At 41.7% G+C, this 14,233-nt stretch carries 16 protein-coding genes; all 16 read right to left on the reverse strand.

Features of this window, described 5'->3' with window-relative positions; translation table 11 throughout:
• A partial coding sequence (locus tag GCCT14_RS02020; protein WP_157952480.1) for a secretin N-terminal domain-containing protein occupies positions 1-1,741 on the reverse strand: 1,741 nt, incomplete at its 3' end.
• 78 nt (positions 1,742-1,819) lie between these two features.
• A complete protein-coding gene (locus tag GCCT14_RS05530; RefSeq protein ID WP_108624016.1) occupies positions 1,820-2,614 on the reverse strand; it encodes a protein kinase domain-containing protein in 795 nt (264 codons plus the stop codon).
• Positions 2,529-2,753, reverse strand: a complete 225-nt coding sequence (locus GCCT14_RS02030; protein ID WP_108624017.1) for a FliM/FliN family flagellar motor switch protein — start codon at positions 2,751-2,753, stop codon at positions 2,529-2,531. Before GCCT14_RS02030 ends, GCCT14_RS05530 begins: the two co-directional genes overlap by 86 nt.
• A gap of 48 nt (positions 2,754-2,801) precedes the next feature.
• Positions 2,802-3,686: a hypothetical protein gene (locus GCCT14_RS02035; RefSeq protein WP_108624018.1), complete on the reverse strand. Its 885-nt coding sequence runs from the start codon at positions 3,684-3,686 to the stop codon at positions 2,802-2,804.
• A gap of 64 nt (positions 3,687-3,750) precedes the next feature.
• Positions 3,751-4,929 carry a hypothetical protein gene (locus GCCT14_RS02040; protein WP_108624019.1) on the reverse strand — a complete coding sequence of 393 codons (1,179 nt, stop codon included), beginning with the start codon at positions 4,927-4,929 and terminating at the stop codon, positions 3,751-3,753.
• A 249-nt stretch (positions 4,930-5,178) separates the two neighbouring features.
• On the reverse strand, positions 5,179-5,709 hold the full coding sequence (locus tag GCCT14_RS02045; RefSeq protein ID WP_108624020.1) for a type III secretion T3S chaperone: 531 nt from the start codon (positions 5,707-5,709) through the stop codon (positions 5,179-5,181).
• A 15-nt stretch (positions 5,710-5,724) separates the two neighbouring features.
• Positions 5,725-7,056, reverse strand: a complete 1,332-nt coding sequence (gene sctN, locus GCCT14_RS02050) for a type III secretion system ATPase SctN (protein WP_204592933.1) — start codon at positions 7,054-7,056, stop codon at positions 5,725-5,727.
• A 214-nt stretch (positions 7,057-7,270) separates the two neighbouring features.
• Positions 7,271-7,837, reverse strand: coding sequence for a DUF5407 family protein (locus GCCT14_RS02055; protein ID WP_108624022.1), 567 nt, complete (start codon positions 7,835-7,837; stop codon positions 7,271-7,273).
• A 220-nt stretch (positions 7,838-8,057) separates the two neighbouring features.
• On the reverse strand, positions 8,058-8,405 hold the full coding sequence (locus tag GCCT14_RS02060; protein WP_108624023.1) for a DUF5407 family protein: 348 nt from the start codon (positions 8,403-8,405) through the stop codon (positions 8,058-8,060).
• Positions 8,406-8,541: 136 nt separating this feature from the next.
• Positions 8,542-9,159 carry a hypothetical protein gene (locus GCCT14_RS02065; protein WP_108624024.1) on the reverse strand — a complete coding sequence of 206 codons (618 nt, stop codon included), beginning with the start codon at positions 9,157-9,159 and terminating at the stop codon, positions 8,542-8,544.
• Positions 9,160-9,363: 204 nt separating this feature from the next.
• Entirely contained in the window at positions 9,364-9,597 is a 234-nt protein-coding gene (locus GCCT14_RS02070) for a DUF5398 family protein (RefSeq protein ID WP_108624025.1), read from the reverse strand.
• Positions 9,598-9,599: 2 nt separating this feature from the next.
• Positions 9,600-10,040 carry a tetratricopeptide repeat protein gene (locus GCCT14_RS02075; protein WP_157952482.1) on the reverse strand — a complete coding sequence of 147 codons (441 nt, stop codon included), beginning with the start codon at positions 10,038-10,040 and terminating at the stop codon, positions 9,600-9,602.
• Positions 10,041-10,051: 11 nt separating this feature from the next.
• Entirely contained in the window at positions 10,052-11,581 is a 1,530-nt protein-coding gene (gene sctD, locus GCCT14_RS02080; RefSeq protein WP_108624027.1) for a type III secretion system inner membrane ring subunit SctD, read from the reverse strand.
• Positions 11,582-11,702: 121 nt separating this feature from the next.
• A complete protein-coding gene (locus tag GCCT14_RS02085) occupies positions 11,703-12,026 on the reverse strand; it encodes a type III secretion system chaperone (protein WP_204592934.1) in 324 nt (107 codons plus the stop codon).
• Between the two features lie 226 nt (positions 12,027-12,252).
• Positions 12,253-13,512, reverse strand: a complete 1,260-nt coding sequence (locus tag GCCT14_RS02090) for a hypothetical protein (RefSeq protein WP_108624029.1) — start codon at positions 13,510-13,512, stop codon at positions 12,253-12,255.
• 6 nt (positions 13,513-13,518) lie between these two features.
• Positions 13,519-14,233, reverse strand: a 715-nt coding sequence (locus GCCT14_RS02095) for a hypothetical protein (RefSeq protein WP_157952484.1), incomplete at its 5' end; no start/stop codon positions are given.

A 14,233-nucleotide genomic window follows, 5' to 3' on the forward strand; every position in this document is an offset into this window, starting at 1 on the left:
AAATATCTTGTACACGCTCCAGAGTGTATCTGTCCCCTAAGAAAAGAATCTGGTTATTTGACTCGATCAGTTGTGCGCTATTCAGTGCAGTTATTAAAGAGTTCGATGCGAGCTTATTGTCACTCAAGTTCTTACTTAATTCTTTGAGAGCGTCCGTTAGAGATTTCCCATTTTTATACTGAATCCTGTAAGAAAGAATTTGGCCGTCTTGTTTGACCTCTGCCTCTTTAGCCTCTTCTTTACTTTTGTTTAGTTGTTGAATTTCCTTTAGTTCTTCTCTAAGCAGGGCTAATTCTTCCATGCCCTCAAACCTAACGGCGTATGGATCGAAATTATCTTTCTCTAGATCTTCATCTATCTGATTGTTCGAAGAAGGAGAGGATGGTTTGACATCTAAATTGACATCTTCCTCGACATTTTCATTGGGAAGATATTTGCGAACCAATACCAATTCATCTTGCAGAGCGCAAATTTCTTTGTCACATTCATTTAAAGACACTTTGCTGGTACCATAAAGCAGTTGTACTGCATTTAGCTCTTCCTTCAGATTAGCCACTTCTACTTGATCATCGGGAGAGAGAGGATCTTCTTCATCTGCCTTCCCTTCTTCTTTCGTTTCCTCATCATCTTTTTGCTCTAAAGATGAGCTCTTTTTTTCGTCGAGATCTTTTCGAAGCTCGATGTGACCTTCAATCGCAACAATCTTTTCTTCTAGCTCTCGTATCCTCTCTTGTCCTTTCTCTATTTCCAAGACAAGACGCTCTCGTTCTATTTTTTTTTCTTTAATTTTCTCGCCAAATGTCGCTTCTATGTTTTTTATTAATTTGGAAGCGGTTTGAGCGATTCTCTCTTCTTGTTGTTCTGTGAACGACATGCTTGTATCTGTCTTCTGAATTAGACCGCCTTCAATGTCTATTCCTTTCAAGATTGACAGAACTTTAGGGAGTAGACTCTTAGCTGCAACGATATGCACGGCCTGCGTCACCGGGCTTGCAACAATAGTCATGTCAAAGCCTTTAGTAAAAGGAGGAAGAACTGAATCTGCAATCTCCTTCAACTGGTCAGCACTCATCTTTTTTGCAAAATAAGTCTGAAACCCTAAATCGAAATTGTCGATATCTAAATTTTCTAATAGCTCCTCAATGCGCACGATATTTTCCTGAATATCATTCACAATTAAAGAATGAGTCTCTTCAAAAATTTCAATCAAAGCATTTGGGCTAACTACCTTCGAAATAAGATCTCGAATCTTATTAATATTAGCATGCTGGATATGAAATACTTTTGTTGCAAGCAGACCATTGCCATCTACAATCGCTTCATCTGAGTGAAATATTGGTGGAACTAGCTTGGCTTTCGAAAGAGGAAAAATTAAAAAGTGTTCGTTGTCTTTGAAGACTTCCATTTTGTTGACATGTAAGATCCTAAACAGAAGGTTGAGTAATTCATCTGAAGTGATTTGTCTTTCAGCAGTTAACGTGATTCGACCCTTCAGATCCTCTTCAGAGTATACGAAATTATGCCCAGTTATATCGCTAACGAATCTAACAAATTCAGAAAGTGAAATATCTGAAAATTGAACAAGATATCCTTCTTGTGTTGTTAGTTTAGGAACAGTGTTTGCCCACTTCCAACTAGGAAAGAGTAATTGCAAAATAAAGATAGAGGAAATCAAAAATCTTTTTGACAGCCCTTCTAGGGTCCATGATCTAGGTTTTTCTGGAAGTTGCGTATTAAACATCTGCAGAACAATCCTCCGGAGGACACCTTAGGGTAGTAGGGACACAAGCCCCTCTTTGACATAAAAGAATTCTTATTATCAAGAATTTTGAAAAAAATCACCTCTGCACAAGTTACATTCGGCCCAGGACGACAGAAGAGCTCTTGCGAAGACAAGAACCGAAGGAAATCGATGAGATGGTCTAATTTGTAGAGCTTGTTGAAAGGGAGCACGCATCTCACACGGAAGCCTAAAAAGATCTGGACAACCAAAACAAAAATTACAAGTGATCCACTCGTAAGCTAAAATGGCGAATGTATACTGCTCTGACTGTCTCTCGCATCGCTTTCCCAAACGCACCTCAGGGCTCATGTAGGGGCCGGTTCCTCCAAAAGTGTAGCACGGTATTTGGTTTAGGTGGAAGGACAACTCGAAGTCGATCAGTAGAGGTTGCTCTCTAGAAATTATGATGTTTTCTGGTTGTAGATCGCCATGAACAATTCCGGCATCGTGGAGAGATTGGAGTGTTTTTGCAAGGGACACTATCCATTTCATCCTCTCTTCAATAGAAATCGTTTTTTGTCTCATTAGTAGCGAGGAGGGGAGTCCTTCCAACCAATATGTCGGCAGACACGACAAATCATCTGGGAGAAGCTCAGGGACGATCCTCTCCAGGTTTGGGATGTGATTTGATTTAAGCAAGAGAATAGCTTGTTGGCGTATGAGTTGTTTGGCATGATAAGTTAATGGAAATCGAAAACAGATCCATTCTTTTAGTGATGAGGAATATGCTTTATAAGTCTTATTCCTATGATTGAGGTGAATGAGTTGGATTTGTTGAAAGTTCTGTGACTTGAATGCCCCATGTAGTTCCAACTCTACGAACTTCTCCATACCCTATTTTCTTGCCATCTAGTAACAGAATAATTCGCGAAGAACTAATTTGCGTAGATGGCAAGGTAGACCCATTTTTCATTTCTAGAATTGTTTCCATATCTGTGAGAAACTGTGCAACTTCAACTGCTAAAAGCATAAACGAACTGCCTTAATTTTTAGATCATTGTTCAATGAAGCAGGTTGGCTATTTCATCCGTGGATTTTGAGATTGCCTTCCTCTCTGCTGTAGTGCTTTTTGTTGGGGAGATGGAGACAATTCTCGTATTTTTAGCTCTTCCCCATTAAAAGTTCCGACCCCGATTTGGATCCCTTCAGCAACAATCATGACTGTAACATAAGGTTGAGATGAGTCAAATCCAACCTTCTCCAATACTATCCAGTCTCCAACTTCAAGTTGTGCGATATCATTGTGTGATAACTCGACAAAGGCCGCTTGAAGCTGCAGATTGACAGGAAACTTTTTGATTTGGTCCAGATATTCGTTTTGAGCTCCTTCACTGGTTTTCCATTTTTCTCTCCAGCTCGCTTCAAAAGCAGGTGAAAAGATAATTCGTAACGGAAGTCTAACAGATTCATTTTCAGTTAAACAGATAAGATCAACGGACGATGCTGGTTTGAATGTTTTGAAATGTTCAAGAGCTACTCCAATGTGACACTCAATAAGAGACGCAGAGCAACCCATCAAAAGTGGGTGCTTATGCATGTGGAATAGATATTCAACTAGAAAAAACTTGAAAAAGGCGCTAAGAAAATCTGAATCTTCTGCTGCTGCTTCCCCAAATGCGTTACCACACAAAGATTTGAGGTGGTCATAAGGAACAAATAGATGAGCGCTGTCCGCAATTCCACTGATTTCAACACGTGCATAGCAAGGCGTAGGGCCTAACCCTTCTAAGCCACTTTTCTGTACAGACAAAAATTGAAGCCGATAGGAGCTGAGAAAAGGAGCCTTTGAAAAAAGTCCGTTTGCTACGAGAACCTCTTTTTCAGGGGTCCGAACCGTTGTCAACTCTCTTTGACTGTTCATTCCTAGAAGCTTTTGGGTAAGTTCTTCCAACCAATCTGACACAATCCCATCCTTATTCGATACAAGGTTCTATCGAACACATTTACTTATGTTCGAGATCGACCCCTTAATTCGTACGTTTTTTGAAAACGGTACGCTCGACTCGCTTCATCTTTGAACGTTTCCCCATAGTGGGGGCTCTGCATTTATCGCGCGATTCAGAAATCAAGAGCTGGTGAACTCGAATGCCGCATAAAGCGAGTCGATTAAGAAGAGCAGATTTATTTTTTAGCGCCCACACAACTGCTGAAGGGGGTATGCCTGTCAAGGAAAGATTGTATTCAGTTGGAGCCGTTCGAAAAGTTGTGAGTGTCATATGAATCGATTCTCCAGCTTCTGTTAGAGGTATCTCGATTTCAATGTTCTGTTCTATGCCCATTTCTTTATGTGTCTGAAGAACAACATCTGCAAGTCCTTCTAGAGAGTATAGGTTATCAATATGAACCGAATGTTCACCAATAGGAGATGTAGTGACTTCCTCAGATGGGGTGAATGCCGAATGTGTCCCTTCTAAAATTGATGGAGTGTGGAAAGAGTCACTCTGATCGTCAAGTGGCTCTTCTTCATCGTAACTCTCATCTGTTCGTTCATTTTCTATCTCACTTGATAAAATTGATATTTGTGGGTCACTCTCCTCCCATTCGAGCGATATCGGTGTTATTGTTCCCTGGTCTTCTACTTCAATATCTTCGAGTGGCTGTAGACTATCTGGGTCGGACATGTCCAAATCGACTACCTCACCTTCTGGTACGTCAATTCGATCCGTTTTTTCCATCTCAATTGGAGTCTCTATTGTAGGATCTAAAATTAATTCAATTTGATCACCAGAATTATTACTTGGTGATGGTGTTTCAATCATTTGCCGAAGAGAGTCTCGCATTTCCTCTACGAGATTCATTCTAATAGATTCTTCTGTGATTCCTTCATCGCAAGATATACCCCCTATAGATCTTTCGGTCTCGTTGAGTGTAAGCTCGTAGTCAATTGGAGGTAAGTGAAGGAAATATGGGTTGAATGAACAGTTTGAAGCTTCTTCTGTCTGTTTTTTCTTGGTATTCTTGTGTTTAGAAAGGGATTTGCCTTTCCCATGTGGTGTAAAGTTTTTTGAATTACGAATGTCAAAAGCAGGAGTTGTTTTCTTTGCTAATTTTTGGGGATCGAAAGGCAGTGATGAGCAATTGGGAACAGCATTAGGTTCAGTCGATTGTGTATTACTCCAATTCAATATGAATTCTCGTCCAGGCATCGATACCTCACCGGCTAGCGTTTTTTTTCAATTGGAAAACTTAAATTTTTCTGGTCGAATCAAATCGACGCGATTAACGGAGACCAGGTCGACTATAGCAGAAGGCTTTTCTTATTGCTTCTTGTTTGCATGGGAAACCTTCCATAAGAAAAATGAAAGTTGGTAACTTTGGAAAGAAACGAGAAATAGAAGCGGAATCTTTTAAAAGATGAAGAAAGTGAAGACGGGGAGAGATCTAATCTCCAACCTTCAGAAGAGTGAAATATTATCGTGGTTATTTTTAAGACGATTTGAGAGATACATAAGCGTGCCGACTTCTTCTAGTTCCTTGGCCTCTTCCTTTCTGTACTCCTTGATGGCTTCGCGCAACCAACTCTCACGTTGGCTTTCAATTTTTTCTACCTCTTTGCGGCGCTGTTTCCAATTTTTTCTTGCCTCATCGAATGCTAACTGAGCTGCGTCGCACTGCTGCTTCTGTTTTTGAACGCGCTCTTCGGCTGTACGCAATTTATCTGCTACAAGGTCGATATAATTTCGGGCCTGTTGAACTTCATTAGTTCTAGTTTCATGATCGAGAATCTCTCTAAATTGCATCAATTTTTCTATATGGTGTTGCTTGACTTCATCTCTCTGTTGTTCTGTTTGAAGGAGTTTTTCTTGCTCTTCTTCAAGAATCTTCTTCTTTTCATTCATTTCCCGTTCTGCAATTTCCAAGCGCCTAACTTTCACTGCAAGAACTTGCTCTAAGGGATATACGACTGGAGTGTTGTTTTCAATCATATCTAAAAGAAAGGCCTAACGAACGAGCCCTTTGAGTTGTTTAATCGCCTCTTCAAGGGTAGATCGGTCGTCACTTGATTGTTTGAGAAACCGATTGAAAGAATCGTTTCTATCAATGGCGTAGTCAATACTACGGTTTGTTCCACGCTTGTATTCGCCCATGTTAATCAAGAGTTCATTTTTCTTGTATATAGCTAGGGCTTCTAGAAGTTTCACACTTGCCTGTTGGTGGTCTTTTGCTGTTATCATATTCATGACACGGCTCTTAGAACGTAGTACGTCAATCGCAGGATAGTGTTGCACTCGTGCCAGATCAGCCGAAAGAATAAAATGCCCGTCTAGGATGGAGAGTGTTTCGTCTGCAACCGGTTCATTCATGTCATCTCCAGCAACAAGAACTGTGTAGAAGGCGGTAATCGAGCCTTTGTCAGAGTTTCCTGATCTTTCCATCAATTTAGGAAGAGTGGCGAATACAGAGGGTGTGAAGCCTCCACGTGCGGGAGGCTCTCCAGCTGCAAGGCCAATTTCACGAATCGCACGAGCGAAACGTGTCACTGAGTCCATCATCAAGATTACCTTCAAGCCTTGATCTCGATAATACTCAGCAATGGCAGTTCCAACATAAGCCGCGTTCATTCGGACTTGAGAAGGCTGATCAGAAGTGGCCACAACAATTACTGATCTTTTTAATCCATCCTTGCCTAGATCTTTTTCTATGAAGTCACGAAGCTCTCGCCCACGCTCACCCACTAGAACGACTACGTTTACATCTGCGTGTGAATATTTGGCGATCATGCCCATAAGTACCGACTTTCCACCACCAGCAGCTCCGAAGATCCCTAAACGTTGTCCCTCTCCACATGTAAGAATGGCATCAATGCAACGAACACCTACTGAAATAGGACTCTCAATTCGCTTTCTTTTGAACGGGTCTGGGGGGTTCTTATAGACAGGGTAAACAATATCGACGTCTTTTAAAGGTCCATTTTGCTCAGTGTCAATAGGCTCCCCCAAGCCATTTAAGATTCGCCCCAGCAGCCCAGGGCCTACTCTGACTGAGAGAGGCCTCCTCATCCGAATAACCTCAGATGATGGGGCTATCCCAGACATTTCTCCAAGAGGGGAGAGAAGGACTTCGTCTTTTGTAAAGCCTACAACCTCACAACGAAGGGGCGGTGCCCCTTCTCTTCGTATCATGCAAAGTTCGCCAATAACAGCCTCGGGAATGACTGCCTTGATCAACATCCCGAGGACTTGAGTAATTCGTCCGTTGACCTCATTTAGGTTCAGAGAAGATCCTACATTTTCCAGGTCAAGAGCCTCTGATAGGTGTTGAGCAAAGTCCATGAGTGACATTTCCTACAATCTAAAGACCTGAAATCTAACAAGAGTAGCAAATGTCAGATTCTTCTCTTCTCTATCTTAAGTCGATAAGCATACCAAGAAGGCAAGTCGTCTATAGACAGACTAAAACGATCTCGCTCTTCCGTGCAATGTCTTGTCCATAACTAATTGATAATTTATCGATTTAGTGTACATTTGTTAGTGAAACATTTCTATTTTAAGCAGAAGCTTTAGTATTTCTAGCTAGATCGTAGATGCAATTGCTTAGGCTTGTTGTAAAGGCCGTTCCTAGCTCCGTTACCTGACAAATGCGTGACGCTTTCAATTGAAGCTCAAACATACTAGCAACAGAGAGGGCATCTCCACCGTCGTTCTCTATCTCTAGAAGGCTATCGGTTATAACTTGTCCTTGGGCACCGATCAGTTGAAACATTCTTGTGATTGGTATGTCTCCAAATTCCTCATCTTCCATATCCCAGTCTGTCACAGCCAGTTCAAAGACTCCATTTTGAATTAGGCTGTTTCTTGCTCCAGCGTATGGTGCTTCAAAGGGCCTTCTAGCAGTGCTACAACCGCATCGAACCTCCTCTTCCTCTAAGGAATTAGTCGCTGCAGCGAAAAGATTATCCCCTCCAAACCATGCAAAATGAGATAATTTTTCTTGTATTCCATTGTCGGAAACGGTTCCAACTACTTCCACGAAGCGACCATCTGCTTCAATGGCTGGTAGACTTATAAATCTGCGTGAATCTGGTGATTCAGAAAGCCTCTGTAGAAAATCCATGGGTAACTTTTCCTTTCATATTCTAAATCTAAATACTGGGAAACTTGACAAATCTGTAGAACTCCAAAAGTTCTATAATATGATTCTCAAAGATCTATGGAATAAGATGTCTTTCGATGTGCAAATCAAAAAGCAATTCAATTCAAATTAACAAGTTTTCCAATTTCAGATCGGGAAGGAAAATGTATGCAAGCAAATCTATTAGGTTAAGTAAAATGGCTTACTTGGTGTTACGGGCAATGCTCTGTAGGCAACCACTTATTGCAGTCGTCAGAGATGTTCCCATTTCTGTCATTTGACAAAGACGTTGCACCTTTAGCTGCAATTCAAACATTCCTGCTACGGAAAGGTTAGCTCCTCCGTCGTTTTCGAGAGCCAATAGTTTGTGGGTGATGACTTGCCCCTGGCCTCCGATAATCTGGAACAATCTTGTGATCGGGACTGCTCCAAATGCCTCGTCGGTTTGCCCCCAGTTTTCTACAGCTAGTTCGAATAGGCCTGCTGTTGCTAATGTTCCTCTTGCGCCCGAATACGCGGTGCTATACGTTGCTGTTGTTGCTGTTGTCATATAACAATCTTCCCTTAACGTTGAAAACTATTGACCGATGACAGAAAAAACGACTTTAGGGAATTCCCTGCGTTGCCTTTGAAAAATCGATCCCTCTGTTTGCGTAGCTATTTGTAGTCGCCGCTATATATTGTTTTTAGATCTGTGTGTTCATGATTTGCTTGCTGGATTCAAGAGCTTTGTTCATTAGACTTGTGAAAAACTCAACCTTCTGCGAAAGATGCGACACGCGTACTTGCACTAGGTAAAGCTGAGCAGGGTGCCAGGCCGAATCCTTTTGAGTCATATGAGTAAGTTCTTTTTCTAATGTTGAAAGGTCACGCTCTGAATTCACGATCAGTCCGCAAAATCGTCCAAAAATATTTTTCAAACTTTCAGCGAGTCTCGTTTCCTTCGTTACAGAAGATTCTTTTTGTGAGAGTCGCTGTTTTTGTCTTTTGCTAGGTTGCCCTCCGAAACGAGAGAGAAGGGCATTGTTTAGCATTCCTTTTTTAGCTTTCTTTCTTGCGAGAAGGACAGAGGGCTGTCTTCTTCGTTTTTGTTCTTCCAATTTGCGAACTATTTCCTCAGGGGCAATTAGAGCAACTGCTTGCGTAGCTTGTGTCGTTGCTCCTTCAACCATCCTTTGAAATAGAAAGCCCTGAGTGTCTCCGCTGGGAGCCTTATTAGCGTCACAGAATAAATCCTGCGTTCCTTGTGGCGAGTTCCAGTTCGCTATCGATGCGCCCTGTGAAGGGCAATGTTGTGTTAACATACTTAACCTGTATTCAGGACGAAATTAACATGCAAAACAGAATCTCCCCCACTGTCGAAAGCAAAGGCGGAGAAAAAGTCCGTCGCCTTATTTCCTATTTAAGAAGTATTACCTATTCCAATCAAACAATTTGTTCTTAAGGACATTAGTGGAAGCTTCTTCTTTTCTCTGATTGGGAGAAAGAAGTTTTGCAGGAGTGCTCTTTTACTCGATATCTTTAAATACTCGTTGTAAAATTAAGTACCCTTCCAATAAGGCGTTAACCTTCGAAAAGTCTTCCTTGGCGGTCCCCTGGGTAAGATTTTTCTTGAGAAGCCGTATTTTTTTCTCGATTCTCTGCAAAATTCGTGACCTTTCTTTATGGTCTTTTACTTGTCCTTTCATGCCCTTTTCGGGTGATTTTTTGGAGTTTGCTAACTCTTTTTCAAGCCCAAACATCTTTATTTCTCTGTTTTTGGAATGAGAAGAGACTCTTCTTCTTTGAATCGACGATCTGTTTCAATCCATGATGAGGCGATTTCACACATACGTAAAACTTCCGAATCGCCAGTCTTTTGTTTGGCAACCTGGATAAGCTCTACGCCGATTTTCTGGGTTTTTGGTGAAAAGGCCAAACAAACACCCATCATAGCCATAGCAAGTGGATGCTCAGGATCGTTATGCAAAACACGTTCCAAGGCTCGAATGGCGGCAGTGAAGTTCATCCTTTGCATTGATAGATGAGACAAACATAAATCAGGGACCAAGCTGTCAGGTGCCAAGATTTTAGCTGCCGTAATTAACTTAAGTGCTCCTTTATCATTGCGCCAAGTGGTAAGAGTTACGCCTGCCTCAAGAAAAAGATGAAGGTCTTCTCGGCAAAGAGACAGAATTTCTTTCATCATATTCAGCTCTATTTGGTGGAGAAGGAAATTCTGAACAATCCTGTGTCACCCTCGAGTAGAATGGTCTCATTTTCAATAGATAGTATTTTCATACCGTCTAGGCTATCACCTTGGCCATACGACTTCCCTCGAATATAGACTTGAATCCCTTTTCCTTTTTTTACAAATCCAGAGACCTGGTAACGAGAGGTTATATCTTGAGAAAGACTCAAAGAGTCAATCGAACCCTTGGGCAAGGAAAATTCACTTTTTTGGTTCACGAGACCCTTTCGGACAGTTTTATAACGGCTCTTTTCTTGGAATGCTGAGACCAATTGATCAACTTTTTCTTCCTCTTCGCCAAATATTCTACCAGCAACAATTAGTTCTCCGTCAATTAATTCTGCAGCCAATCGATTGGGGGCTAACTCTTGTAGATCTGCGTTGAGTCTTTCGAGAAGTTTCTCTTCTACAAGGATTTTCTTTTTCAATTTAGATAGAAACGGAAAATTTAGTTGAAGGTATAGCTCAAGCTGTTCATATAATTCTTGTGTGTCTACGAACCCAGCAAGGATATATTCTCCTGGCTGTTCACAGTCTAGTGAGACTCCTGGCCATTGAGGCATAAGCACTACGTTGAATTCACGGCACAAAAGCTCATCAATGATAAGGCGCTGAGCATCTATTTTTTCCATGAAATCTAGGTCACTTAGCTGGGCTAGGATCCTTTCACGATCCGCCTGTTTGTGAATATGGCCAGATAAAACTATTTCTCGACGTTCTTCATTGAATTCATATGAGAATGTTTGATCTTTTAAGATTTGTTCAATTGCGGATACATCTACGGATGGGCGATCCCATTCAACATTACCTGTAGGTAGCAGAGATATTATAAGGAGAAACGTTAAGGATGCTATCCCGATAAGAAGATACTTTATTTTATTGAATGATAGAGCAGAAGCCGCATCGCCTTCTGTCACAGGCTTCCCAGTCGTCTTTTCCAGAATCTCTCGAAGTTCTTGCTCTGAGGGTAAAACAACAGTTCTTTGCGGTTTTTGAGTGTTGACGATGAGAATCGAAGAAGAGCCTAACCCTAAAACCACGCTACCGTCAATTTCGATTTGCTCTTGTAATGGCTTCCCATTGGCAGTAACCCCATTAGTGCTCGAAAGGTCCTTAATAAAGGCTTGATGATTCTTCTTTATTGAAAGCTGAAGATGTTTTTTAGATATACGTGGATCAAGCAGTACGATGTCGCATTCATCCGCATCACGACCGATTAGATAGTCGCGTCCCGAATCCAAAAACGTTTGAGCCCCATTGTTCGGACCGTCCAAAACATGTAAGGCCCAAACCTCAGATCGTGACTCAACTGCAAAAGGAGAAAAAACAAACTCCTCAAATGAAAACTCTTGCAAGCTACCTTCAGGCTTTGGGCCCTTTCCAGAAGCCCCCCCTTTTTGTTTGCCATGGAGCAAATCATCGGAGGGAGGTCTTCTCTTTTGAAGAGATGCCTCTTTCTCGTTCTCTCCATTGGTTTCTGATAGATTCGTTGCCATTCATCCTACCGCCGTTCTACTGCAGTTATCATTGAAAACTGTTGTGTCAGTTGTCAGAATCGTCCCTGCCGTACTGTCCAAGTTCATGAGCAAGCCAGGCATGCAAACAGTTTACTTTGTTTCATGCCAGTCGTTGCCTCCAAAAAACTGTTGCAGAGATGAGGTCTTTTAAAGCGTCCAGAAATTCCCTGTAAGCAACGGACAGAGATTCACGTCTGATCAAAAGGAGAGTAACCCCTTCCCTATCAAGACAAAGAACATTCCCTAACGTTCCAAGTCCCAAACAGTTTGCTGAGAGGATGTCGATGAGTTGGCTTGTATTGGGTCGTGTGAGATTAGTAACCGACACCTGAAACAAAAGACGTCCATCAACACATCGCAAATCGACCGAGACTTCATCCTCGAGGTGGACTTTCCACTCCAAATGATGAACAAACTCAACCATGCCGGGGTCGTCCAAATCTGCCGAAAGCATAGCTAACAGTCTCTCGATCATACTATACCAGGTTATAGTCTCAAACTAATGACCTGAACAACGTCGATTCTTATTTTGTTGCAAAGCGTATCTGTTTCGAGAAGTCAGGACAAATTTGGGGTGGCTATTGCGCCTTCAGGCACTCAAGAGGTACCTATATCAATCAAAATGTTTTTTTTACATTTTTTTATAAAAATTAAGCCCTAAATATTTGTCGGTGAATTTGGCTGGAGATTTGGCTTAACCTTCTGGCTATAGAAATAAGAGAGGAAATTTCCTCGCCCTGTTCTTTCTGTTCTGCCTCTAGGCTATCGAGTTCTTTAAAAGCAAATTTTTGCCATGTTTCTGTGATAATTTCTTGGGCCTCTCCTTTCCCTTGTTGAATGGTTGCATCAACACTCATGCCATCCCGTACAGCGTTAGAAGCCTCTCCAACAGCCTGTATGAAAATTGGCATAACTGAGGGATCAAGTAGAGCTTTCCAAAAGGCATTTCTTTTGGCAAATGATTCATTCCTTTCCTGAAGAATTTTCTCGTCAGATGGAGATATGCCCTTCTTTTCTTTCGTTCTTTCTTCACGTTCTAGATCAACCTCCAGTTGCCCATCTCGCGTTCTAGTTAGCTCTATCGATAGTTCATCTTTGTCTAACTCTTTATCTTCACGGTCCAATTCAATTTGAAGTTCGTCGTCTTCACTTTTTTTCTGTTGTTTATCTGTTTTAATTTGTCTTTTTTTCCTCACTTCAGAGATCTTTTTCTGGCTGGGTTTACGATCTAGAAGAGCCCCCAAGGCTCCAATTCCTATAGCTGCGAGTGAAAGAGAATATCCGACAATTGCAACAATTGCAGCGGTATATCTAGCTTGTGCAAGTGCAATTTCTCCATCAATCTTAGTATCAATAGCATCTAAACGTGCTTGACTGGAGTCAATGATCTGTTCCGACACTTTGTTAAGGAACTCATTTTCTTCAGACAACATCCTCTTTCGTATTTCCATTAAGTGACGAAGGATTGAAAGAAGCTGCCCAAGGTCGCTCGTTGTCAGATAAGCGTTTGGCTCATGTGATGATGGGGAAGGCAATTCTGAATAGAGAACGTTTTCAGTATGGAATGACGTAGAAGGAGGTGGAGAGGGCTTAATAGAAAGAAGTTGAATAGGCTCCAGTGTTGAGACGATCGTATCTTTATAAATTTTCGCTCGCTCTTCTTTTACACCAATTTGAATAGGGCGTAGCGGAGCGATTTCGGTTGGATCTGCCTCGCGAATGACGAAAAAATATGTTTTCTGAATTGGATCAAACGAGAGTTGGCCTGATCGAAAAAGAGCTTCTATCGTTGCTTCCTCATTCTGACCAATAGGAAAATCAACATCAGGAGATGTGATGGGGAGGTCAGAAGGAAGAAATTCTTTTGATAGAAACTCATTTGTTGCATCGCTTGATGAGAGAGTTGCCATAAGATGTTAGGCTCGGAAAATTCTCAAAGATGAATCTTGCCTAGAAGAAGCTCGATCTTCGATAGAAGAGAGAACCGCCTCAGCTTCTTTAAAAACTTCTTTCTGGTCTTTAGAAGCATTTTTGATGCTTGATTGAATTAGTTGCATGTAAGCATCAAGCATGGAAATCGCCTTCATTGCACCTCTTTGCACTTCCAGAACTTCCATCTCTACGGATGCGGCTTGAGCTTGTCCAACTTGGGAGATCAAGGACCCAGCTGCTTGTCCAGCAGACTGAAGACCGTGTAAAGCGATTTGGATTCTGTCTCTAAGATCGTAGGAAGTAGTGTTTACTCCTTCTTGAAGCTCTTGAATGCTTTCTTCATTGGTTGCTGTACTTGAAGCTTCTTGAGAGTCTTGGATATCTCCTTGATTGATCTCTGCGCTTTCGCCTTCTTGGACATCTTGATCATTCGTCCTATTGATAGCTGGACTTCCGCCTTCTTGAGAGTCTTGGATATCTCCTGGATTGCCTTCCGGTGAGCCATCTTCTAGTTCGATTTCTAATTCGCTTTCTTCTGTTTCTGAAGCTCTTCGAGTGCTTGAAGGAGAAACAGGAAGTGCGTCCTGATCCTCTTGCCTTATCTGAATTCGCCCTGCTTCTTGATCGGTATCAATGTTTCTTGTTCGAGTTGACTCATTTGATCTATCAACTCCTGGTAAAAATGGGGCAGCAACCAAT

Source organism: Candidatus Similichlamydia epinepheli, from assembly GCF_003056015.1.